20 protein-coding genes are annotated in these 23,195 nt (G+C 73.9%); 14 read left to right on the forward strand and 6 right to left on the reverse strand.

Translation table 11 applies throughout. The features are described 5' to 3' along the window. Positions 1-19: 19 nt before the first annotated feature. Positions 20-427, reverse strand: coding sequence for a four-helix bundle copper-binding protein (locus V9U69_RS09145; protein ID WP_337061341.1), 408 nt, complete (start codon positions 425-427; stop codon positions 20-22). Positions 428-574: 147 nt separating this feature from the next. Between V9U69_RS09145 and V9U69_RS09150 the strand changes: the two genes are divergently transcribed. From V9U69_RS09150 to V9U69_RS09160, 3 genes are all read left to right on the forward strand, one after another. Further along, positions 575-1,522 (forward strand): oxygenase MpaB family protein, encoded by a 948-nt coding sequence (locus tag V9U69_RS09150; RefSeq protein ID WP_337061342.1) that lies wholly within the window; start codon positions 575-577, stop codon positions 1,520-1,522. A 128-nt stretch (positions 1,523-1,650) separates the two neighbouring features. Then, positions 1,651-2,070, forward strand: coding sequence for a CidA/LrgA family protein (locus V9U69_RS09155; RefSeq protein ID WP_337061343.1), 420 nt, complete (start codon positions 1,651-1,653; stop codon positions 2,068-2,070). After that, on the forward strand, positions 2,067-2,789 hold the full coding sequence (locus V9U69_RS09160) for an LrgB family protein (RefSeq protein ID WP_337061344.1): 723 nt from the start codon (positions 2,067-2,069) through the stop codon (positions 2,787-2,789). The genes V9U69_RS09155 and V9U69_RS09160 overlap by 4 nt, the downstream gene beginning before the upstream one ends. Positions 2,790-2,802: 13 nt before the next feature. On the opposite strand, the gene V9U69_RS09165 is transcribed toward V9U69_RS09160, so the two are convergent. After that, positions 2,803-3,876, reverse strand: a complete 1,074-nt coding sequence (locus tag V9U69_RS09165; protein ID WP_337061345.1) for a GGDEF domain-containing protein — start codon at positions 3,874-3,876, stop codon at positions 2,803-2,805. A gap of 48 nt (positions 3,877-3,924) precedes the next feature. Continuing rightward, a complete protein-coding gene (locus tag V9U69_RS09170) occupies positions 3,925-4,119 on the reverse strand; it encodes a hypothetical protein (RefSeq protein ID WP_337061347.1) in 195 nt (64 codons plus the stop codon). A 188-nt stretch (positions 4,120-4,307) separates the two neighbouring features. Here V9U69_RS09170 and V9U69_RS09175 point away from each other — a divergent pair, with 188 nt between their 5' ends. The 6 genes from V9U69_RS09175 to V9U69_RS09200 all read left to right on the forward strand — a co-directional run bounded on the left by V9U69_RS09175 (position 4,308) and on the right by V9U69_RS09200 (position 11,571). Beyond that, a complete protein-coding gene (locus tag V9U69_RS09175) occupies positions 4,308-5,510 on the forward strand; it encodes a GGDEF domain-containing protein (protein WP_337061348.1) in 1,203 nt (400 codons plus the stop codon). A gap of 81 nt (positions 5,511-5,591) precedes the next feature. Then, entirely contained in the window at positions 5,592-6,650 is a 1,059-nt protein-coding gene (locus V9U69_RS09180; RefSeq protein WP_337061350.1) for a LacI family DNA-binding transcriptional regulator, read from the forward strand. A gap of 123 nt (positions 6,651-6,773) precedes the next feature. Beyond that, a complete protein-coding gene (locus tag V9U69_RS09185; RefSeq protein ID WP_337061352.1) occupies positions 6,774-7,745 on the forward strand; it encodes an ABC transporter substrate-binding protein in 972 nt (323 codons plus the stop codon). Between the two features lie 126 nt (positions 7,746-7,871). Continuing rightward, positions 7,872-9,422 (forward strand): sugar ABC transporter ATP-binding protein, encoded by a 1,551-nt coding sequence (locus V9U69_RS09190; RefSeq protein ID WP_337061354.1) that lies wholly within the window; start codon positions 7,872-7,874, stop codon positions 9,420-9,422. Then, entirely contained in the window at positions 9,419-10,519 is a 1,101-nt protein-coding gene (locus V9U69_RS09195; RefSeq protein ID WP_337061355.1) for an ABC transporter permease, read from the forward strand. The genes V9U69_RS09190 and V9U69_RS09195 overlap by 4 nt, the downstream gene beginning before the upstream one ends. Continuing rightward, entirely contained in the window at positions 10,516-11,571 is a 1,056-nt protein-coding gene (locus V9U69_RS09200) for an ABC transporter permease subunit (RefSeq protein WP_337061356.1), read from the forward strand. The genes V9U69_RS09195 and V9U69_RS09200 overlap by 4 nt, the downstream gene beginning before the upstream one ends. Here V9U69_RS09200 and V9U69_RS09205 read toward each other — a convergent pair. Further along, positions 11,568-12,644, reverse strand: coding sequence for a LacI family DNA-binding transcriptional regulator (locus V9U69_RS09205; RefSeq protein WP_337061358.1), 1,077 nt, complete (start codon positions 12,642-12,644; stop codon positions 11,568-11,570). The genes V9U69_RS09200 and V9U69_RS09205 overlap by 4 nt on opposite strands. Positions 12,645-12,934: 290 nt before the next feature. Here V9U69_RS09205 and V9U69_RS09210 point away from each other — a divergent pair, with 290 nt between their 5' ends. Together V9U69_RS09210 and V9U69_RS09215 are read left to right on the forward strand one after the other, a co-directional pair. Continuing rightward, positions 12,935-15,493 carry an alpha-L-arabinofuranosidase C-terminal domain-containing protein gene (locus tag V9U69_RS09210; protein ID WP_337061359.1) on the forward strand — a complete coding sequence of 853 codons (2,559 nt, stop codon included), beginning with the start codon at positions 12,935-12,937 and terminating at the stop codon, positions 15,491-15,493. Continuing rightward, entirely contained in the window at positions 15,490-16,944 is a 1,455-nt protein-coding gene (locus V9U69_RS09215; protein ID WP_442907691.1) for a family 43 glycosylhydrolase, read from the forward strand. The genes V9U69_RS09210 and V9U69_RS09215 overlap by 4 nt, the downstream gene beginning before the upstream one ends. 60 nt (positions 16,945-17,004) lie before the next feature. Here V9U69_RS09215 and V9U69_RS09220 read toward each other — a convergent pair whose 3' ends face one another. Next, the gene (locus tag V9U69_RS09220) at positions 17,005-17,517 is read right to left on the reverse strand and encodes an Lrp/AsnC family transcriptional regulator (protein ID WP_337061361.1); all 513 of its coding nucleotides are present in this window, start codon (positions 17,515-17,517) and stop codon (positions 17,005-17,007) included. 96 nt (positions 17,518-17,613) lie between these two features. Here V9U69_RS09220 and ald point away from each other — a divergent pair, with 96 nt between their 5' ends. Both ald and V9U69_RS09230 read left to right on the forward strand, forming a co-directional pair. Beyond that, complete coding sequence (gene ald / locus V9U69_RS09225; protein ID WP_337061362.1) at positions 17,614-18,756, forward strand: alanine dehydrogenase; 1,143 nt, start codon at positions 17,614-17,616, stop codon at positions 18,754-18,756. Positions 18,757-18,819: 63 nt separating this feature from the next. Continuing rightward, positions 18,820-20,298 (forward strand): GGDEF domain-containing protein, encoded by a 1,479-nt coding sequence (locus V9U69_RS09230; RefSeq protein WP_337061363.1) that lies wholly within the window; start codon positions 18,820-18,822, stop codon positions 20,296-20,298. Positions 20,299-20,311: 13 nt separating this feature from the next. Here V9U69_RS09230 and V9U69_RS09235 read toward each other — a convergent pair whose 3' ends face one another. Next, positions 20,312-21,466, reverse strand: a complete 1,155-nt coding sequence (locus V9U69_RS09235; RefSeq protein WP_337061364.1) for a glutamate--cysteine ligase — start codon at positions 21,464-21,466, stop codon at positions 20,312-20,314. 61 nt (positions 21,467-21,527) lie between these two features. Between V9U69_RS09235 and V9U69_RS09240 the strand changes: the two genes are divergently transcribed. Continuing rightward, the gene (locus tag V9U69_RS09240; RefSeq protein ID WP_337061365.1) at positions 21,528-22,961 is read left to right on the forward strand and encodes a dihydrolipoyl dehydrogenase family protein; all 1,434 of its coding nucleotides are present in this window, start codon (positions 21,528-21,530) and stop codon (positions 22,959-22,961) included. The last annotated feature ends 234 nt before the right edge of the window (positions 22,962-23,195 follow it).

Raw genomic sequence — 23,195 nt, forward strand, 5'->3', positions numbered from 1 at the left:
GTCGCCCCCCGTGCCGGCGTCAGCCGAGGGTGGCGAGCAGGTCCTGGCAGGCCTTCTCGCACGCCCGGCACGCCTCGGCGCACACGCGGCAGTGCTCGTGCATGGACGCGTGCTGCCCGCACTCGTCGCCGCACGCCTTGCAGGCGGCGGCGCAGGCCTGCAGCACGGCGCGGGTGAGGTTCGCGTCGTAGCCGGTGTGGCGCGAGAGCACGCGGCCGGTGGTGTCGCACACGTCCGCGCAGTCGGTGTTGGTGCGGATGCACTTGGTCAGCTCGGCGACGCTGTCCTCGCTGAGGCAGGCGTCGGCGCAGGCGGTGCACGCCTGGGCGCAGCGGAAGCACTCCTCGATGCAGGCGATGAGCTTCTCGCGGTCCACGCCACCCAGGTCCTTCGGGTAGGTGCTGACCATGTCGCTGACGGTGCTCATGTCGTGCTCCTCTCCTCAGGACCGGCGCCGGTGCGCCCCGGTGGCCACCTCGGTGCAGCGCCGCTCCCGCCCCCGACATACCCGTACGGACGCTCGGATAACGCGTCCCGGCGCGCGGGTCCCGGCGCACCGGGTGAGGCTGCACGGGTGGTGCCGCCCCTGCCGCCGTCCGTGACCGCTCTGCCCGCCCGGGCCCGCCGCACCTTCCGCGAGCGGGTCTCCGGCGACCCGACGGGCGCGCCGGGGTGGGTGCGCGACATCGCCCTCGTGGGGGCCGGACCCGGGTGGTTCGAGCCCGGCGGGGTGGTGTGGCGGGTCCACGGCGACCTGTCCACCCTCGTCGGCGGGGTCGTGGCGCTGCTCGGGCAGGGGGCGCACCCGCTGGCGATGGCCGGCGTGCAGCGCCACTCCGACTACCGGCGCGACCCGTGGGGCCGGCTGGCGGGGACCGCGCGGTGGCTGGTGGTGTCCACGTTCGGCTCGGCGGAGCTGGCCGGGCGGGAGGCGGCGCGGGTGCGCGCGATGCACGCACGGGTGCGCGGCACCACCGGCGACGGGCGGGCGTACTCCGCCTCCGACCCGGACCTGCTGCGCTGGGTGCACCTCGTCTTCACCGACGCGTTCCTCGCCGCCCAGCGCGAGGTCGGCACCGACCGGCTGGAGCCGCGCTTCGGCCGGCGCTGGCCGGACGCGTACGTTCGCGAGTGGGCGCGCACCGCCCGCGCGCTGGGGTCGGCGGACCTGCCCGGCAGCGAGGCGGAGCTGGCCGAGGCGCTGGAGGCGTTCGCGCCCGCGCTGGAAGCGGTGCCGGAGCACCTGCTGCGGTTCCTCGCCTCCCCGCCCGGCCTGGGCCGCGCGGAGGGCGCCTTCTACTCCGGCCTGGCGGGGGCCGGTGCGCTGCTGCTGTCCCCGGTGGTCGCGCCCCTGGCGGGTGTGCCCGGACGGGCGGTGCGGGGCCCGCGCGAGCGGGCGCGCCTGGTGGCCGCGCGCACCCAGCTGCGCACGGCGCGGGCCCTGCTCGGCCCGCACAGCCCCTCCGAGGAGGCGGCCCGCCACCGCCTGGGGCTGGGGCCCCGCCCCGACTGGCTCTCCTGAGCCCACCCCCTGCGGTGATCTCGCGGGGGTGAGCGCTCGACCGTGCGGGACCACCGGGGGTGGAGGGGGCCGGCCGGGGGGAGGTGCCCGGCCGGGGGGCGGGCGCCGGCCGCTGGCACCCTGACCCGGTGGACGCACCCGGTGAGCACCCCCCGCAGCACCTCGGCTGGGGCCGGCACGTGCCGGCGGCCCTGGCGGCGCTCGCGCTGCTGCTCGGCCTGCAGCTGCTCGGCACCCTGCTCGTCGAGCTCACCGGCCTGCCCGTGCCGGGAGCCGTCGTCGGCCTCGTCGTGCTCCTCGCCGTCGGCGCCCGCCACCGCGGTCTCGTCGCCCGCGCCCAGCCCGCCGCGGACCCGCTGCTGCGGCACCTGCAGCTGCTGTTCATCCCCCCGGGCGTCGGGGCCCTCACCCAGCTGGACGCCCTCGCCGAGGACGCCGCACCCCTCGCGGTCGCCGTCGTCGGCTCCTTCGCCGCCGCCCTCGTCGTGGCCGGGCTGCTGCTGCAGGCGCTGCTGCACCGCCGCCCCGCCGCACCGGCCGCGTCGTGAACGCCGCCGTGAACGACGCCGTGAACGCCGTCGTCCACGCCCCCGGGTTCGGGCTGGCGCTGACCCTGGCCGCGTACCTGGGCGCCGACGCCCTGCACCGCCGCCTGGGCCGTCCCGCCCTGCTCGCCCCCGTCCTCGTCGCGATGATCGCCGTGAGCGTCGCCCTGGAGGTGCTCGGCATCGGCTACGACGAGTACCTCGCGTCCGTCTCCGTGCTCACCCTGCTGCTCGGCCCGGCCACCGTGGCGCTCGCCCTGCCGCTGCTGCGCTCCGGCGCCGCGCTGCTCGCCGACCGCGCCGCCGTCCTGGTCACCCTGCTGGTCACCGGGACCGTCAGCGTCGCCGTCACCGTCGGCTCCCTCGTCGCGTTCGGCGTCTCCGACGAGATCCTGCTCACCGCGCTGCCGCGCTCCGTCACCACGCCCGTCGCCGTCACCGTCGGCGCGACGATCGGGGCGAACACCACCCTGGCCGTCGTGCTCACCCTCGTCTCCGGGGTCCTGGGGGCGACCGTCGGGCCGTGGCTGCTGGACCGCGTCCGCGTCGACGACGGCCGGGCGCGGGGCTTCGCGATCGGCGCCGTCTCCCACGGCATCGGGACCGCGCGGGCGCTCGCGCACTCCCACGTCGCCGGCGGGTGGTCGAGCGCCGCGATGGTGCTGAACGCGCTGCTGATGACGGTGGTGCTGCCGGTCGTGGCGCGCGCGGCCACCGGCTGATCCCCGCCGCCGCTCAGCCCTCCTCCGCGGCCGCCTCCGGCACCCCGTCGGGCTGTCCCGGGGTCGACCGGGCGGCCTTGCCGGCGTAGAGGGCGGCGTCGGCGTCGGCGTAGAGGCCCTCCACCCCGCGGTCGGGCCGGTGGGCGGCGGTGCCGGTGGTGACGGTGACGTCCCAGCCGTCGACGGGCTGCTCCGCCACGACGTGCCGCAGGCGCTGCGCCAGGTGCTCGGCCGCCGGCAGGTCGGTGTCGGGCAGCAGGACGGCGAACTCGTCGCCCCCGGTGCGCGCGAGGAGGTCGGTGCGCCGCAGGGTGTCCTGCAGGCGGGCGGCGATCTCGGCCAGGACCGCGTCACCGGCCTGGTGCCCGGCGACGTCGTTGATCCGCTTGAAGGAGTCGACGTCGAGCAGCGTCAGCGCCAGGGGGGTGCCGTGCCGCTCGCTGCGGGCGGCCTCCTCCGCCAGGCGCTCCTGGAACCGCCGGCGGTTGGCGGCACCGGTCAGGGGGTCGGTGCGGGACTGCTCGTGCAGCCGGTCCGTCAGGTCCTGCAGCTGCGCCCGGGACTCCTCCAGCTGCCGGACGGTCATGCGCAGCGTCAGCTTCGTGGAGACCACGGCGGCCAGGTCCTCCAGCAGCAGCAGGTCGTCCTCGGACCACTGCCGGGGCACGAAGTCGGCCGCGCAGAAGGCGCCCAGGGTGTGCTCGCCGTGGCGCAGGGGGTACCCGGCGTAGGCGCCGGCCCCCATCTCCACCACGGCCGCGTGCTCGCGGTACGCGGGGTCGACGCGCGCGTCGAAGAGGACGACGGGGCCGTCCAGGTGGACCACCTGCGCGCACAGGGAGTGGCTCAGCGGGGTCGAGCGCAGCGACGCCCACGGCTCGGGCAGGCCCACCGCCGCCTGGACGACCTCCCGGTCGGCGGCGATGAAGGAGACCATCGCCACGGGGACGTGCAGGACGCGGGCGGCCATCCGCACCAGGCGCTGCAGCCCGTCGCTGTCCTCGGCGGCCCGCACCGCTCCACGGACCGCTGCGAGGCGTTCGACCTCCGCCAGCGGCCCCCTCGGCGACTCCGCGGACGGGGGCACCCGGTCATGCTCACCCGCCGCGGAGCCGCTGGCAACCCGCCCGCCGGCTCAGTCGGTCGCCGGCGGGACCTCGTCCGGCTCGTCTGTCAGGCCGAGCTCGCGGCGCTCGTGCTCGACGCGCATCTCCAGCTCGTCGTCGTTCGGCCGCGCCGGCATCTTGCCGTGCTCCTGCCGGTCCCGCGGCGCCGCGATCTCCGGGTCGATCACGTTCTCCAGGGTGGGTTCGTCGTTCTGCTGGCTCATGCCCCGACGCTAAGCACCGCGGCGCGGGCCCGCACCCGCAGCGGAGCTCGGTTCGCGCCACCCACCCGCCGCCGTGTGGTTGAAGCCTGCACGACGGGCTTCAGGTGGTGAGGCACCGGTGCCGATGCCGCGGGGGACGGGGCCGCGAGGGGCGGGCCGGAGGACGGACCCGACGGGAGGACCTGAGCGTGCGGGCTTGGTGGACGTGGCTGCTGGACGTGCAGCACCCCGACCTGGAGGTGCGCCGGCGCGGGCGCGTCCTCGTCCTGCTGTGCGCGACGACCGTCGCGGCCCTGCCCGCCATCGCCGTCGCGCTGGCGCTCACCGTGGAGCACTGGGGCCTGGCGTGGTGCATCCTCGCCGTCCTCGGCGCGACGTACACCGGCGCGCTGGCCGCAGCCCGGCGCGGTCGGCTGACGGTGGCCGTCTGCATCCTGCTCGTGGTGTTCCTCCTGGCCGTGCTCGCCGGGGCGCTGGTGCAGGGCAGGGCGGCCACCCACCCGCTGTTCATGCCGACGTTCGTCCTCATCGGCGGCCTCGTCCTGCGCCGCCGCGCGCTGCTGCCGGTGCTGGGGCTCGCGGCCGCGGCGACGTGGGCGATGCCGCTGGCCGTGGGCGGCCGCACCGACGGGGTCGGCTACCACGAGCTGCTCGCGTTCAGCGGCGTCGTCGCCGGCTACTCGGCGCTCGTCGCGATCGTCAACAACTCCGTGGTGGACCGCGCCTTCACCGAGGCCGACGCGGAGCGCCGCCGCGCGGAGGCCCTGGCCACCGCCCTGCAGGAGGCCAACACCGACCTGGAGCAGCGCGTGGCGGAACGCACCACCGCCCTCTCCGCCGCGCTGCAGCGCTACGAGGTGCTCGCCGAGCAGCTCGCCGAGCTCTCCACCCAGGACCACCTGACCGGCCTGCACAACCGCCGCCACCTCGACTCCGAGATCGACCGTCTCCAGCGCGACTTCCGGGACGGTGCCACCGCCTGCGAGGCGTCCGTCGCGGTCGCCGACCTGGACGACTTCAAGCGCGTCAACGACACCCACGGCCACCACGTCGGTGACGTCGTCCTCCAGCGCGCCGCCGAGGTGCTGCGCCACCACGCCGCTCCCGACGACGTGGTCGCCCGCACGGGCGGGGAGGAGTTCGTCGTCCTCATGCCCTCCACCGCGCACCCGCAGGCCCTGGAGCGCTGCGAGCGGGTGCGCCGCGGCGTGGCCGGGCTCCGCTTCGACGACGTCGTCCCCGGTCTGCGCGTCACCGTCAGCATCGGGCTGGCCAGCACCCCGGCCTGGCGGGAGGGCGACGACCTCGTCCACCGCGCCGACGCCCTGCTGTACGAGGCGAAGCGATCGGGCAAGGACCGCGTCGTCGCCGACGCCCCCCTGCCCGCCTGAGGAGGTTCTGCGAACCCTTCCGGGGCGGGGGGCGCCCCCGTATGCTGTGAGCGCTCACACAGCAGCCCGACGAGGAGCCGCATGACCCGCGCCCGCACGGCCCCCGACGACCGGACGGCGCGGGGCACGGACCGGGCACCGGCGATGAGCGACGTGGCTCAGGTCGCGGGGGTCTCGCACCAGACCGTCTCCCGCGTGCTCAACGGCCACCCGAACGTCCGGCCGGAGACCCGCGAACGGGTGCTGTCGGCCATCTCCCAGCTGGGGTACCGGCGCAACACCGCGGCCCGTGCGCTGGTGACCCGCCGCACGGGCGCCATCGGCGTCGTCACGGAGGACTCGCCGCTGTACGGGCCGACGATGACGCTCATCGCGCTGGAGAACGCCGCCCGCGGGCAGGGCGTCTACGTCTCCGTCGCGACCGTGACCCGCTGGGACGTGCCCGGGGTGCAGGCGTCGCTCGAGCACTTCCTGGACCAGGGGGTCGACGGGGTCGTCGTCATCGCCTCGCACGACGAGGCCGTGCGGGCGGTGCAGGACTACCGCAGCCGGGTGCCCGTGGTGATGGTGGGGCCCAGCGAGCTGGACGGCGGTGTCCGCACCGTGGCCGTGAACCAGTACGCCGGTGCGCGGTTGGCCACGCGCCACCTCATCGAGCACGGGCACACCGACATCGTCCACGTCAGCGGCCCGCCGGTGTGGCTGGACGCCCGCGCCCGCGCGCGCGGCTGGCGCGACGCGATGCTCCAGTCGGGCCTGGAGCCGGGGGAGCCGCTCGCGGGGGACTGGACGGCCTCGACCGGTTTCCGCATCGGCAAGGAGCTCATCGAGCGCTCGGCGGCCCGGCCGCTGCCCACGGCCGTCTTCGCCGCCAACGACCAGCTGGCGCTGGGGCTGCTGCACGCCTTCGCCGAGTCGGGCGTGTCCGTGCCGCGGGAGGTCTCGGTGGTCGGCTTCGACGACGTGGAGGGGTCGGCGCACTTCTTCCCGCCGCTGACCACGGTGACCCCGGACTGGGCGGCGCTGGGCCGGCGCTGCCTGGAGCAGATGGTCGCGGCACTGGACGGCGGGACCGGTGAGCCGGTGCTGGTGCGCACGGGGCTGACGGTGCGGGCCTCCTCCGGTCCCGTCCGCAGGTGAGCGCTCACAAGCACAGGGCGCCGTGACCCCGCTGTGACTGGGTTTTGCTTGACCTGGCCGTTGTGAGCGCTCACAATCGAGTCCAGCCTGACGAAGCAGTCGGCTCGACTCGAGGAGGAGTTCATGTCCCGATCCCCGTTCCCCCGCAGCAGGTTCCTCGCTGCCCTCGGCACCGCCGCGCTGTTCGGCCTGGCGGCCTGCGGCAGCGGTGGGAGCGCTGCCAGCACCAGCGGGGACGACCTGCTCCGCGTGGGCTTCTCGCAGCTGGGGGCGGAGAGCGGCTGGCGCACGGCCAACACCGAGTCGGTCAAGGCGAGCCTGACCGAGGAAGCCGGCTTCGACCTGAACTTCGTCGACGCCCAGCAGAAGCAGGAGAACCAGATCAAGGCCCTGCGCGACTTCGTCGCCCAGGACGTGGACGTCATCGCCTTCTCCCCGGTCATCGAGACCGGGTGGGACGAGGTCCTGCAGGAGATCAAGGACGCCGGCATCCCCGTCGTCCTCGTCGACCGCACGGTGGAGACGACCGTCGAGGACCCGTACGTCACCTGGATCGGCGCCGACTTCGAGCAGGAGGGGACCACCGCCGGCGAGTGGGTGAAGGAGAACGCCCCCGACGCGAAGGTCTTCGAGCTCCAGGGCACCCTCGGCTCCGGCGCCCAGGTCGACCGGGAGGAGGGTTTCAACGCGGTCGTCGGCGACCAGGTCATCGGCAAGGCCAGCGGCAACTTCACCCGCGCCGAGGGCAAGACCGCCGTGGAGGCGGCCCTGCAGGCCTACCCCGAGACCGACCTCATCTTCAGCCACAACGACGACATGGGTCTGGGAGCGATCGAGGCCATCGAGGCGGCCGGCAAGAAGCCGGGTGAGGACATCAAGATCGTCACGGTCGACGGCGTGCGCGACGGGCTGCAGGCCCTCGTGGATAAGAAGTTCAACTACGTCGTCGAGTGCAACCCCGTCTTCGGCGACCAGCTCGCCGAGCTGATCGAGGACGTGGCCGCCGGCGAGGAGGTCCCGAAGGAGACCATCGTCGTCGACCAGGCGTTCGACCAGACGATCACGCAGGCCGACGTGGACGCCCGTCCCTACTGACCCACCCGCCACCGACCCCTCGTGCCCCGGGGCGGCGCGGCCGACCCCCCTCGTCGACCGCGCCGCCCCGGTCCCGCCCCTGCCGCCCCGGGCCCGACCGGGCCGGAGTCCCCAGAGAGGACGCTGATGTCCGATACGCCCCCGAGAGCCGGCGACGCCGTCGTCCGCATGACCGGCATCACGATCACCTTCCCCGGGGTCAAGGCGCTCGACGGCGTCGACCTCGTGCTGCGGCGCGGCGAGGTGCACGCCCTCATGGGCGAGAACGGCGCGGGGAAGTCCACCCTCATCAAGGCTCTCACCGGCGTGAACCGCGTCGACCACGGCGGCATCGCCGTCGAGGGGCGTGAACTGCGCTTCACCGATCCGAGCCAAGCGCAGGCCGCCGGGATCAGCACCGTGTACCAGGAGGTGAACCTCTGCACGAACCTCACGGTGGCCGAGAACGTCATGCTCGGGCACGAGGTCCGCCGTGGGCCGTTCATCGACTGGCGCGCCACGCGACGCGAGGCCCGGCGCTACCTGCAGCGCCTCAACCTCGACATCGACCCCCGGTCCCAGCTCTCCGCGCACAGCATCGCCGTCCAGCAGTTGTGCGCCATCGCCCGCGCGCTCGTCGTCGACACCAAGGTCCTCGTCCTCGACGAGCCGACCTCGAGCCTGGACAAGGCCGAAGTGGCCGAGCTGTTCCGGGTCGTCCGGCAGTTGCGCGACTCCGGGGTGGCCATCCTGTTCGTCTCGCACTTCCTCGACCAGGTGTACGAGCTGTCCGACCGCATGACGGTGCTGCGCAACGGCCGCTTCGTCGGGGAGTTCAAGACGGCTCAGCTGCCGCGGCGTGAACTGATCTCCCACATGATCGGGCGGTCGGGCGAGGCGCTGGCCGGCATCGGGGAGCACGCTCGGACGTCCATCACCCGCCACTCCCCGCGCGAGACGCCTCTGCTGACGGGAATCGGGATCGGCCGGCGCGGTGGCGTGGAACCGTTCGACATCAGCCTCTACCCCGGGGAGATCGTCGGGTTCGCCGGGCTGCTCGGCTCCGGGCGGACGGAAGCGGTCCGCCTGCTCACCGGCGCTGACCGGCCCGACGAGGGGGCTCTGGAGATCCAGGGTTCCCCGGTGCGGCTGGCGACACCCCTCGCGGCGCTGCGCCGGCACATCGCCCTGTCGACCGAGGACCGCAAGAAGGAGGGCATCATCGGGGACCTCACGGTCCGCGAGAACATGGCCCTGGCGCTGCAGGCCAGCCGGGGGACGTGGCGCCGCATCCCCAAGCGCGAGCTCGACGAGATCGTGCAGAAGTACCTCGTCGCCCTGAACATCAACCCGCCGAACCCGAACGCGCTCATCCGCAACCTGTCCGGCGGCAACCAGCAGAAGGTGCTCCTCGCCCGTTGGCTCGCCACCTCCCCGCGCCTGCTCGTCCTGGACGAGCCGACGCGCGGTATCGACATCGGCGCCAAGACCGAGATCCAGCGGCTGGTCGCCGAGCTCGCCGCCGACGGCATGTCCGTGGTCTTCATCTCCTCCGAGCTGGAGGAGGTCCTCCGGCTGAGCCAGCGCATCGTCATCATGCGCGACCGGCACAAGATCGACGAGATCGCCAACGACGGGTCGCTCAGCACCGACGACGTCCTCGAAACCATCGCGAACACCGGGGTGAAGGCCTCATGACCAGCACGACCACCCAGTCCGGGACGCCGCGCCCACCCGGCGCGTCCGGCCGGCCCGCGGCGCTGCTCCAGCGCGTCTCGCAGCACGGCGTCCTCTGGCCCGTCCTGGCCCTCGTCGTCCTCCTGCTCGCCTGCGGACTGAAGAGCCCGGGCTTCCTCGAGGTCGTGGTGCGCGACGGCAACCTCTACGGGCAGCTCATCGACCTCCTGCGCAACAGCGCCACACCGCTGCTGCTGGCGCTGGGCATGTGCCTGGTCATCGCCACCGGCGGCATCGACCTGTCGGTCGGCGCCGTCATGGCGATCTCGCTGGCCGTCTCCCTGACGTACCTCGACGGTGCCGCCGACCCCACCAGTCCCGCCACGGTCGTCACCGCGGTGCTGCTGGGACTGGCCCTGGGTGTGGTGATCGGTGCCTTCAACGGCTTCGTGGTCACCGCCCTGGGGATCCAGCCGTTCATCGCGACGATGATCCTCATGGTGGCCGGTCGAGGCATCGCCATGCTCATCACCCAGGGGCAGATCACCACCGTCACCAGCGCACCGTTCAAGTCCCTCGGTTCCGGGTTCGTCCTGGGCGTCCCCATGCCGGTGGTCATCGCGGCAGTCGTCTTCGTCGTCCTCGTCCTCCTCGTGCGGCGCACCGCGCTGGGGATGTTCCTGGAGTCGATCGGCGTCAACGGCGAGGCCAGTCGGCTCGCGGGAGTCAAGGCGCGCAGCACCACCTGGACGGTCTACGTCCTCGCCGGCGTCCTGGCGGCCCTGGCGGGCATCGTCTACGGCGCCCCGACCATGGCGGCCGACGCCAACAACATCGGCCTGCTCAAGGAGCTCGACGCCATCATGGTCGTCGTCCTGGGCGGTACCCGCCTGGACGGCGGACGCTTCCACCTCGGTGGCCTCGTCGTGGGTGCGTTGCTGCTGTCGACCCTGGAACGGGCGGTCATCATCTTCGAGCTGCCCAGCCAGACGACCCCGCTGTTCAAGGCCGTCGTCCTCATCGCCGTCTGCGTGGCGGCGTCCCCGTACCTGCGCTCGCGCCTGCGGACCCCGCGTCCGCGGGCCCGGGTCGCCAAGCCCGTGGAGGTGGCCGCGTGAGCACCCGGATCTCCCCACCGGCGCCGGCCGGCGCCCCCGTGAAGCAGCGCACCGACGGTGTGCGCGGACTGGTGGACCGCGTCGACCGCCGCTTCCTGCCCGTCGTCGGCACGGTCCTGACCCTCGTCGTCATGCTGGGGGTCGGCCAGCAGCGCTACAGCACGTCGCGCGTCGACTTCATCAGCATGCGGATGTTCTCCAACCTGCTGCTGGACAACTCCTACCTGCTCGTCCTCGCGGTCGGCATGACGTTCGTCGTCCTCACCGGCGGCATCGACCTGTCGGTCGGGGCGGTGGTGGCCCTCGTCGGCCTGGTCACGGCCAAGCTGTTCACCGCCGGGGCGCCGATGCCCGTGGTGCTCGTCCTGGGGGTCCTCATCGGGACGCTGTGCGGGCTCCTCATCGGCGTGATGGTCCAGGTGTTCGACATCCAGCCGTTCATCGCATCCCTGGCGGTGATGTTCCTCGCCCGCGGCCTGGCCAACGTGGTCAGCACGAGCTCCCTGGCGATCGACGACCCGGGTTTCTCCGCCCTGGCGTCCTGGAGCATCAAGTTCGGCGAGGGCCGGGAGATGTGGCGCATCAACGCGAGCATGCTCACCGCCCTGGGTGTCCTGCTGGTCGCCTTCTACGTGCTGCACTACACCCGCTTCGGCCGCACCGTGTACGGCCTGGGAGCCGGCGACCGCGGCACGGCGGTGGCGCTCATGGGCCTGCAGCCCGACCGCACCCGCGTGTGGGTGTACGTCATCTCAGGCACCTGCGCGGGCATCGCCGGGATCCTCTTCGCCCTCTACACCAAGTCCGGGTTCAACCTCACCGGCATCGGCATGGAGCTCGACGCCATCGCCGCGGTGGTCATCGGCGGCACGCTGCTGTCCGGCGGTGCCGGCTTCGTCCTGGGCACCGGCGCCGGCGTGCTGGTCTACGGGCTCATCCAGGTCCTCATCGCCCGCGAGGGCCTGGACTCCTGGTGGACCCGCGTCTTCATCGGCGCCGTCCTGCTGGCCTTCGTGGTCCTGCAGCGGGTCATCGCCGTGCGGCGCCGCTAGCGCCGCCGTCGCGGCGGAGCGGGCGGCGGTGCCGTGCTGGAGCGCACGACCAGCTCCGGCGGCGGCACCGCCGCCCGCGCCTCGAGGCCGCCGATCGCCGCCTCCAGGGCGTGCACCGCGCGCCGCCCCACCGCCCGCAGGTCCTGGCGCACCGTCGTGAGCGGCGGGACGAGGTAGGCGGCCAGCGGGATGTCGTCGAAGCCGACGAGGCTGACGTCCGCGGGCACGCGCAGACCCGCCTCGGCCAGCGCCCGCAGGACACCCACGGCCATCTCGTCGTTGGCCGCGAAGACCGCCGTGGCCTCCCCGGCCGCGGCGATCCGCTGCCCCGCGCGGTACCCGCTGGCCACCGACCAGTCCCCGGCCACCGGTTCCGCCGGGCGCAACCCCGCCTCCGCCATCGCGGAACGCCAGCCCGCCTCCCGCGCGCGGGCCTCCACCCAGTTCTCGGGGCCGGCGACGTGGGCCACCTCCGCGTGCCCGAGGTCCAGCAGGTGGCGCACCGCGGTGCGCGCCGCCTCGAACTGCGCGGAGGCCGTCGCGCGCCGGTCGGTCGCCGCGTCGCCCACGACCACGACGAAGGGCACGCCGACGTCCTGGTTGCGGGCCAGTTCCAGCGCCTCGTCGAAACCCGCGATCATGATGACGCCCTCGACGTGCTGAGCGAGCAGGTGCTCCACGGCGTCGGTGAGCTCGCTGCGCGAGACCGTCTCCAGGCTGACGGAGCTGACCGAGTACCCCGCCCTGCGCGCGGCGCTCTCCACGCTGCGGTGGACCGTTCCCGGGCCCCACAGGCCCCCTTCGGTGCCGATGACGCCGATCGTGGCCGAGCGGGTGGTGGCCAGCGCGCGCGCCGCCTTGTTGGGCCGGTACCCGAGCTGCCGGATCGCCTCCTCCACGCGCTGCCGCGTGGCGGGGCTGATGCTGCCCTGGTCGTTGACCACCCGGGACACCGTCTGACTGGAGACCCCGGCGAGGCGGGCCACGTCAGCCATGATCGCCGGCCGGCGGGCCCGCCCGGCCGCACCGGCGCGGGCAGCGCCGGAACGCCCCCGGAGATCCTCGTCCGCCACGGGCGCGAGGCTACCTCCGGGCGCGCAGCCGCCCCGGCGGCGGGGCGTGGCGGACGTTCCCCGCTCTCGCGCGGTGCGCCCGGTCAGCGCTCACAACGCTCGCTCCCGGCGCGCCGCGAAACTCCCCGTCATGAGTTGACCACGGTGCGTTCCGCGTCCTATGTTCGCGCTCACAACGGATCGGGCACCGCAGCCCGGACCACGCCCGCGGCCCCTCCGCGAGCATCCTCCCCCTGGTGCCGGGAGCACCGCCGTCCCGCGTCACCCCCGAGATGTCGAGGAGGACATCCATGCCCGCACGACGAACCCTCGCCACGGTCGCGGCCACCGCGCTGCTGGCCGCGCCCCTGTGTTCCGCGGCCCCCGCGCTCGCCCGACCGGCACCCGCGCCCGAGTACACGATCACCGTCGACCCGTCGAAGCGCGGGCCCGCGATCGACGACACCATGTACGGCGTCTTCTTCGAGGACATCAACTACGCCGCCGACGGCGGGCTGTACGCCGAGCTCGTGCGCAACCGCTCCTTCGAGTTCCTCCCCGTCGACCGCGCCGGCTTCAACGGGATGACCGCGTGGGAGCCCACCGCGACCGGCGGCGGTGCCGGCACGGCCACGACCGTGAACGACGACGCCCGGCTCGGTGAGCGCAACCGCACCTACCTCGAACTCGACCTGGCCAACCCCGGGGGCGGCTGGTACGGCGTCACCAACTCCGGCTTCAACGAGGGCGTCGCACTGCAGGCGGGCGCGCGGTACGACTTCTCCGTCTGGGCCCGCGCGGACGCTCCCGCCGGGACGCCCCTGTCCGTGACCCTGCGCGGCACGGGCGGCGAACTCCTGGCCGACCCGCTGAGCCTGCAGGTGACCGGCGACGGCTGGGTGAAGCACACCGGCACGCTCACCGCGAAGAGCACGACCGACGCGGGACGCCTGCAGGTCCTCGCCGGCGGCACGGGCACCGTGCGCCTAGACATGGTCTCCCTCTTCCCGGAGGACACTTTCAAGGGCCGCGCCAACGGCCTGCGCAAGGACCTCGCCGAGAAGATCGAGGCGCTCGACCCCGGGTTCGTGCGCTTCCCCGGCGGCTGCATCGTCAACGTCAACAGCATGGAGGGCTACGACGCGGCGTCCGGCTGGCAGCGAGCCCGCTCCTACCAGTGGAAGGACACCGTCGGACCGGTCGAGCAGCGGGCGACGAACTCCAACTTCTGGGGCTACAACCAGTCGTACGGCTTGGGCTACTTCGAGTACTTCCAGTTCGCGGAGGACATCGGTGCCATGCCGTTGCCCGTCGTGCCGGCCCTGCTCACCGGCTGCGGCCAGAACCGCGCCACGAACGACCCCGCGCTGCTGCAGCGCCACATCCAGGACACCCTGGACCTCATCGAGTTCGCCAACGGCCCGGTCACCTCCACCTGGGGCAAGCTGCGCGCCGAGATGGGGCATCCCGAGCCGTTCGGCCTGACCCACCTCGGCGTCGGCAACGAGGAGAACCTCCCCGACGAGTACGCGGTGAACTTCGTGAAGTTCCGCGACGCCATCAAGGCGAAGCACCCGGACATCACCGTCATCGCCAACTCCGGGCCCGACGACCAGGGCGCGGTCTTCGACCGGCACTGGGAGCACAACCGCGCCAACGACGTCGACATGGTCGACGAACACTACTACAACAGCCCTTCCTGGTTCCTGCAGAACAACGACCGCTACGACTCCTACGACCGCAGCGGTCCGAAGGTCTTCCTCGGCGAGTACGCCTCGCTGGACAACAAGCTGGCCAACTCCCTGGCCGAGGCCGCCTACATGACGGGCCTGGAGCGCAACGCCGACGTCGTGAAGATGGCCTCCTACGCGCCGCTGCTGGCGAACGTCGACAACGTCCAGTGGAAGCCGGACATGATCTGGTTCGACAACGACGAGTCGTGGGGGTCGACCTCCTACCAGGTCCAGAAGCTCTTCATGAACAACGTCGGCGACCACGTGGTGCCGAGCCGTTCGACCGGGAAGGTGGCGCAGGTCAAGCCCATCACCGGCGCCGTCGGCCTCTCCACCTGGTCCACGTCCGCGATGTACGACGACGTGGAGGTCACCTCCCCCGACGGGGAGGTCCTGTTCGGTGACGACTTCTCCGACGGTAACGCCGACGGGTGGACCCCCCTGGCGAACCGCGGCAGCTGGTCGGTGACCGACGGGGCGTACGCCCAGTCCGACGTGACCGCGAACGACACGCTCGTCAAGGGCCCCGACATCACGGCGACCGACTACGACATCTCCCTGAAGGCCACCAAGACCGCTGGCTCAGAGGGCTTCCTCGTCGCCTTCGGCGTCAAGGGCAGCGACGACTACTACTGGTGGAACCTCGGCGGGTGGAACAACACCCGCACCGTCGTGGAGAAGGCCACGGGTGGCGCCAAGGAGACGATCTTCGCCGAGGAGGGCCACTCCCTCGAGACGGGCCGCACCTACGACCTCAAGATCTCCGTGCGCGGCGCGAAGGTGGACCTCTACCTCGACGGCGAGCTCTTCGGCAGCTTCGCGGACGACGCCGTGACCGAGCCCTTCGCGCAGGTCGTCACGAAGGACGAGGCCACCGGTGACCTCCTCGTCAAGGTCGTCAACGCCCAGGACGTCCCCGCCGTGACGAGGATCGACCTCGGCGGGGCCCGGGTGAAGTCGAAGGCGCTCATGACCGTGATCAGCGGTGACCCGCAGGCGCAGAACACGCGCTCGGCGGAACCCGTCAAGCCCGTGACGTCCACGATCAAGGGCGTCTCGTCGGAGTTCACCCGGACCTTCCCGGCCAACTCCGTCACCGTCCTGCGCATCGCCACGAAGCAGGAGAACGGCAGGTGACCCTCGACGTCAGTCGCCGCTCGGTCCTCGCCGGTGGTCTCGCTGCGGCAGCGTGCGGTGCGGTCGGCTCCACCTCCGCCGCCGCGTCCCCCGGGGGGCCGCCGGCCGATGCGCAGGTCTACGGCGTGACCACGCCGGACCTGCTCATCGAGCAGCGGGCCGACCCCTTCATCACCCGGCCCGTGGACGGGACGTACTACTTCACCGGGTCCGTCCCCGAGTACGACCGCCTCGTCGTGCGCGGTGCACCCACGATCGCCGGTCTGCGCACCGCTCAGGAGAGCGTCGTGTGGCGCCGGCCCACCTCGGGCCGGACGGGTGGGCACATCTGGGCTCCCGAGCTGCACCGCATCGACGGCCGCTGGTACTTGTACTTCGCCGCGGGGGACGCGGACGACGTCTTCAACATCCGCATGTACGTCCTGGAGTCCTCCCTCGCCGATCCGCGCGACCCGGCGGGCTGGGGCACGCCCCGGGAGTTCACCACGCCGTGGGGCTCCTTCAAGCTCGACGCGACGACGTTCGAGCACGGTGGCCGTCGGTACTACGTCTGGGCCCAGGCCGAGCCGGAGCTCGCGGTGAACACCAGCCTGTACATCGCGGAGATGGCCTCCCCCTTCGCGCTGAAGGGCGCGCCGGCGCGCATCTCCACGCCCACGCTGCCCTGGGAGGTGCGCGGCTTCAAGGTCAACGAGGGACCGGCCGTCCTCGTGCGCAACGGCCGCGTCTTCATGACGTTCTCCGCCAGCGCGACCGACGACCGGTACTGCACGGGGCTGCTCACCGCCGACGCGGACGCGGACCTGCTGGACATGGCGTCGTGGGTCAAGAACCCCGAGCCGGTCTTGGAGACCGACGTGCGGACGGGGCGCTACGGGCCGGGGCACAACTCGTTCACCGTCGCCGAGGACGGCGTGACGGACGTCCTCGTGTACCACGCCCGCGACTACGCCGGCTACCTCGGCAGCGACCCGCTGTACGACCCGAACCGGCACGCGCGGGTGCAGAAGCTGTACTGGAACGCCGACGGGACCCCGGCGTTCGGCGTCCCGGTGGGTGACGGCGGCCCGATCGTGCGGCTGTCCCCGGGGGACGCGTCCTCCTCGTTCGTCCGGCACGCCGACTTCGCCGTGCGCGTCGACCGGGACGTGCGGGAGGTGGCCGACAGCTGGTTCCGGTTCGTCCCCGGCCTCGCCGGGGAGGGCACCGAGTCCCTGCAGTCGGTGAACTTCCCCGGCCGGTACGTGGTCGTCACCGGTGCGGACGTGCGGCTCGAGCCGGTGCTGGCCGGCAGCGCGACCGCGGTCGCGGCGAGCTTCCGGCGCCGGCCGAGGGGCGGGGCGGTGTCGCTCGAGCTCGCGGGCGCGCCGGGCACCTTCCTGCGTCACGACAGGGGCCGGCTGACCGCCGCCCGCGGGCAGGGCGCTCGGAGCGCCTTCCGCCTGCGCTGACCGGGCCGCGGTGGGCGGGTGCTCGTGCACCCGCCCACCGTCGCTCGGCCCCCGCCCGCGTCACGAGCGGCCCGCGGCGCGGGTGTGCTCGAAGATCAGGCTGGTCTCGGTGAGGGCGACGTCCTGGTCGCGGGAGAGGTGCTCGGCGACGAACTCGCGCAGGGCGGCGGTGCTGGCGACCGCCACGTGCAGCAGGTAGTCGTTCGCGCCCGCCACGAAGTACACGTCGAGGACCTCCGGCTGGCGGCGCAGGCGCGCCACGAACGGGCCCATGCTGCCGCGGGCGTGCGCGGCGAGCTTCACCGCGATCATCGCCTGCAGGTGCAGCCCGAGCGCCTCGGGGTCCACGTCGGCGTGGAAGCCGCGGATCACCCCGGAGGCGCGCAGGGCCCGGACCCGCAGCAGGCAGGTGGACGGCGCGATCCCCACCCGCTGGGCCAGGGCGGCGTTGGTGATCCGCGCGTCCTCGGCCAGGACGTGCAGGATCGCGCGGTCCACGGCGTCCACGGCCGGCCGAACGTTCTTCGGGCCGGGAGCCCGGGGAGCCCCGGGTGCTGCACGATCGTCAGCCACGGCACGACGCTACCGAACGATCGCCGGAGCCGTTGCCGTCCCGGCGCGGCATCTTCATCCTGAGCGGGACACCGTCGTCCCGATCAGGAGGCCAGGATGCGCATCGGCGTTCCCCGCGAGGTGAAGAACCGCGAGCACCGCGTGGCGCTGACGCCCGCGGGCGTGCACGAGCTGGTCGGCCACGGCCACGAGGTGCTCGTCGAGGCCGGTGCCGGGGAGGGCAGCTCCCTGCCGGACGCCGACTACGAGGCCGCCGGCGCGAAGGTGCTCGCCGACGTCGACGAGGTGTGGGGCCAGGCCGAGCTGCTGCTGAAGGTCAAGGAACCGATCGCCTCCGAGCACCACCGCCTGCGCGGCGACCAGGTGCTGTTCACCTACCTGCACCTGGCCGCCTCGCGCGAGTGCACCGACGCGCTGCTGGCCGCCGGCACCACCGCGATCGCCTACGAGACCGTCCAGCTGCCCGACCGCTCCCTGCCGCTGCTGGCGCCGATGAGCGAGGTCGCCGGCCGGCTCGCCCCCCAGGTCGGCGCCTACCACCTGATGAGCGCGAACTCCACCACGAGCGGCGGGACCGGCGGCGGGCGCGGGGTCCTGATGGGCGGGGTGCCCGGCGTGCGGGGCGCGGACGTCGTCGTGATCGGCGCGGGGGTGTCCGGGCAGAACGCCGCGCGGATCGCCCTGGGCATGGGGGCCGAGGTCACCGTCCTGGACCTGTCGACCCCCAAGCTGCGCGAGGTCGACGCCCGCTTCGGCGGGGCGGTGCGCACCATCACCTCCAACGCCTTCGAGCTGGCCCGCGCCGTGCGCAGCGCCGACCTGGTCATCGGTGCGGTCCTGGTGCCCGGGGCCCGCGCCCCCAAGCTGGTGAGCGACGACCTCGTCGCGCAGATGCGCCCCGGGTCGGTGCTGGTGGACATCGCCGTCGACCAGGGCGGCTGCTTCGAGTCCACCCGGCCCACCACCCACGACGACCCCACGTTCGCCGTGCACGGCTCCGTCTTCTACTGCGTGGCGAACATGCCCGGTGCCGTGCCGCACACCTCCACGTACGCGCTGACGAACGCGACCCTGCCGTACGTGGTGCGCCTGGCCGACGCCGGCTGGCGCGAGGCCCTGACGGCCGACGACGCCCTGGCGCACGGGCTGTCCACGCACGCCGGGCAGCTGACCAGCGCCGAGGTCGGGCGGGCCCACGACCTGCCGGCCGTCCCGGTCGCCGAGGTGCTGCGGGCCTGACCGGCGCCGCCGGCCCGCTCCACGGGCGGTCAAGTCGGTGCCCGCGGGCGCCGATGCAGCGGCGTGCGACCCACCGGAGCCCACCTGCCCTCGCGCCTGCTGCTCGCGGCGGGAGCGGTGGCGGCCCTGGTGTGCCTGGTGCTCCCGCTGGGGACGCTCCGCGACGTCGTGTACGCGCTCGTCTGCTGGGGCAGCCTCGCGGCCCTGGCGGTCGGCGTGCGCCGCAACCGGCCGCACGACCCCGCGGCGTGGTGGCTCGTGGCCGCCGGCGTGGCGTGCTGGGCGCTGGGCGACCTGACGTGGGACGTCGTCGAGGACGTGCTCCACGGCGATCCCTTCCCCTCCGTCGCCGACGTCCCCTACCTGCTCGCCTACCCGCTGCTGGCGGCGGGGCTGTGGCGCTTCGTGCGCGCCCGCGCCGACGGGCGCGACCGCGACGGCCTCATCGACAGCGCCATCTTCACCGTCGGCGTCGGCCTGCTCATGTGGGTCTTCCTGGTGCAGCCCGCGCTCGGCGACGTCGAGGCGACACCGCTGGCACGGGTGGTGGCCGCCGCCTACCCGGTGGGTGACGTGCTGCTGCTGGCGGTGCTGGTGCGGCTGCTCACCACGGGCGGCGCGCGCACCGCCGCGTTCGGCCTGCTGGCGGCCGGGGGCGCGCTCAGCCTGCTGGCGGACTGCGCCTTCCAGCTGCTCTCCCTGAACGGCGGGGACGGCGCCCGCGTCCTCGACGGGGCGTGGCTGATCGCGTACACCTGCTACGCCGCGGCCGCCCTGCACCCCTCGATGCGGCGGATGACCGACCCGCAGCCCCGCACCGGCGTCGCCGTCGGCCGCGCCCGGCTGGTGGCGCTGACCGCCGCCAGCCTGCTGTCCCCGGCCACCCAGGTGCTCCAGCTGGCCCTGGGGCTGCGGCTGACCGGCTGGGCCGTGGCGCTCAGCTCGGTGGCGCTGTTCCTGCTCGTCGTCTGGCGCATGTCCGGGCTCGTCACCCACCTGCAGCAGCAGGCCGTGCAGCTCGCGGCCCTGGCCCGCACCGACGCCCTGACCGGGCTGGCCAACCGGCGCAGCGGCGACGCGGAGCTGGCGCGGATGCAGGCGCGGGCGCGGCAGGACGGCACCCCCCTCAGCCTGGCGGTGCTGGACCTGGACCGCTTCAAGGTCTTCAACGACACCTTCGGCCACCAGGCCGGCGACCGGCTGCTCACCGAGGCGGCGGCGGCGTGGAAGCGCCGGCTGCGCGGCAGCGGGGCGGTGCTGGTGCGCTGGGGCGGGGAGGAGTTCACCGTCCTGCTGCCCGGGCACGACCTGGAGAGCGCCGCGGCGCTCGTCGAGCAGCTGAACGCGGTCACCCCCGCCGGGCAGACCTTCTCCGCGGGCGTGGCGCGCTGGGACGGCGCCGAGGGCCCCGCCGAGCTGACGGCCCGCGCCGACCGGGCGCTGTACCGGGCCAAGTCCGCCGGGCGCTCGCGCGTCCTGACCGACGCGGCACCTCCCGGGCCGCGGCCGCCGGACCCGGTGGTCCCCACCGCCACGGCGTGAGGCGCCCGCGCCTTCAACCGGCGCGCATCTCCTCCACCAGGGAGTCCACGACGTCCACCAGCGGCGCCTGCGACCCGGCCGCGCGCGCCGCCTCGAACGCCGCGCGCTGGCGCTGGTAGCTGGCGCCGACGCGCGGGACCTCCGCCACCAGGCGCAGCTCCTCCTCGCACCGCAACCGGCGCGCCACCGGCTCCAGCCGGGTCAGCCAGTCGTCCAGGTCGTCGGTGACGAGGCGCTCGCGGCCGGCGGCGTCCACGATGATCTCGGCGTCCAGGCCGTAGCGGGCCGAGCGCCACTTGTTCTCCTGCACGTGCCACGGCGGCAGCGTCGGCAGTTCCCGGCCCGCCTCCAGCTCGCCGTCCAGGTGCACGACCAGGCAGTGCACGAGCGCCGTCAGCGCCCGCAGCTCCCGCAGGGTGGGGGTGCCGTCGCACACCCGAACCTCGATGGTGCCCAGCTTCGGGGAGGGGCGGACGTCCCAGCGCACGTCGGAGAGGCCGTCGATGACGCCGGTGACGAGCATGTCGTCCACGTACCCCTCGAACTGCGCCCAGGTGGCGAACTGGAACGGCAGCCCGGCCGTGGGCAGCTGCTGGAACATCTGCGAGCGGTTGCTGGCGAAACCCGTGTCGTGCCCGGCCCAGTACGGGGAGGACGCCGACAGGGCCTGCAGGTGCGGGTAGTGGTTCAGCAGGGAGTTCAGGATCGGCAGGACCTTGTGCACCGAGTCCACCCCGACGTGCACGTGCACGCCCCAGATGAGCAGCTGCCGCCCCCACCACTGGGTGCGCTCCAGCAGTTCCGCGTAGCGCGGGTCGTCGGAGACGAGCTGGTTGTCGAACACGCCGAACGGGTGCGTCCCGGCGCACATCACGTCCAGGCCCATCGCGTCGGTGACGCGCCGGATCTCCGCCAGCGACGTCGTGAGGTCCTCGGTGGCCTCGGCGACGGTGTCGCACACCCCGGTGACGAGCTCCAGGGTGTTGCGCAACAGTTCCTTGGTGACCCGCGGGCCGTTCGCGTGCTCGGGCAGCTGGACCGCGGTCATCACCTCCGCGGCGGAGGAGGACAGGTCGCGCGTGCGGCGGTCGACGAGCACCACCTCCCACTCCACGCCCAGCGTGGGGCGCGGGGAGGCGTTGAACTCGATCGGTGTCGCCCTGCCCACCGATCGATCACACCACAACGGCCCGTGGTGCGCGCGCCGCCGCCTGCGTACCGTCCGGGGCGTGGACACACGTGAGCGGGACACGGACGTCGTCGTCGTCGGGGCGGGGGCGGTGGGGGAGAACGTCGCCGACCGGGCCGGCCGGGCGGGCCTGGAGGTCGTCGTCGTCGAGGACGAACTGGTCGGCGGCGAGTGCTCCTACTGGGCGTGCATGCCCAGCAAGGCGCTGCTGCTGCCCGGGCACGCGCTGGCCGCCGCACGGCGGCTGCCGGGCGCCGCGGCGGCCGTGACCGGGCGGCTGGACACGGGTGCGGTGCTGGCGCGGCGCACGAGCTTCACCAGCGGCTGGGACGACTCCTCGCAGGTGCGGTGGCTGGACACCGCGGGGCTGGGCCTGCTGCGCGGCCGCGCCCGCCTGACCGGACCGCGCCGCGTGGAGGTCACCGGCGAGGACGGCACGACCGTCCTGATCGCCCGCCGCGCGGTCGTGCTGGCCACCGGCTCGGTGCCGGTGCTGCCGGACGTGCCGGGGCTGGCGGCGGCGAACCCGTGGACCAGCCGGGAGGCCACCAGCGCCGACGAGGTGCCCGGCCGGCTCGCGGTCGTCGGCGGCGGGACGGTCGCCGTGGAGCTGGCGCAGGCGTACGCGCGGCTGGGTTCGCGGGTGACGCTGCTGGTGCGCTCGGCGCTGCTGGGCAAGGAGGAGGACTTCGCCGGGGAACTCGTCGCGGACGCGCTGCGCGCCGACGGGGTGGACGTGCGCCTGGGCGTCTCCCCGGCCTCGGTGGAGCGCCCCGTCGCCGGCGGGGAGGTCACCGTCGCCCTGGACGACGGCTCCCGCGCGGTGGCGGACGAGCTGCTCGTGGCCACCGGCCGGCGCCCCGCCACCGAGGGGATCGGGCTGGAGTCGGTGGGCCTTCAGGACGGCGGCCGGCTGGACGTGGACGACACCGGTCTCGTCGCCGGCGTCGAGGGGGAGTGGCTGCACGCCGTGGGGGACGTCTCGGGGCGGGTGCAGCTGACCCACCAGGGCAAGTACGAGGCCCGGGCGGTGGGGGACGCGATCGCCGCCCGCGCCCGCGGCGAGCTGGGGCGCGAGGCCCCCGCCTGGTCCCGGTACGCGGCCACCGCCACCGGCCCCGCCACCCCGCAGGTGACGTTCACCGACCCGGAGGTGGCCTCGGTGGGCCTGCGCTCCGGCGAGGCCCGGGAACGGGGCCTGGACGTGCGGGTCGTGGACTACGCGATCAGCGACGTCGCCGGCGCCTCGCTGCTCGCCGACGGGTACACCGGCAGGGCCCGCCTCGTCGTCGACGAGCGCCGCCACGTCGTGGTGGGGGCGACGTTCGTCGGCCAGGGCGTCGCGGAACTGCTGCACTCGGCGACCGTGGCGATCGTCGGGGAGGTGCCGCTGGAACGGCTGTGGCACGCGGTGCCCAGCTACCCCACCGTCAGCGAGGTGTGGTTGCGCCTGCTGGAGACCTACGGCCTCTGACCCCGCAGTCCTCCCGCCCGCTCCTCCTCCCCGCCCCACCCCGCGGTGATCAAGGAAGTTGCAACTTCCTTGATCACCGCGGGGTGGGGCGGGGAGGAGGAGCGGGCGGGAGGACTGCGGGGTCAGAGGCCGTAGGTCTCCAGCAGGCGCAACCACACCTCGCTGACGGTGGGGTAGCTGGGCACCGCGTGCCACAGCCGTTCCAGCGGCACCTCCCCGACGATCGCCACGGTC

The sequence above is a fragment of the Kineococcus sp. G2 genome (assembly GCF_037154035.1).
In the GTDB taxonomy this organism is placed as follows: domain Bacteria; phylum Actinomycetota; class Actinomycetes; order Actinomycetales; family Kineococcaceae; genus Kineococcus.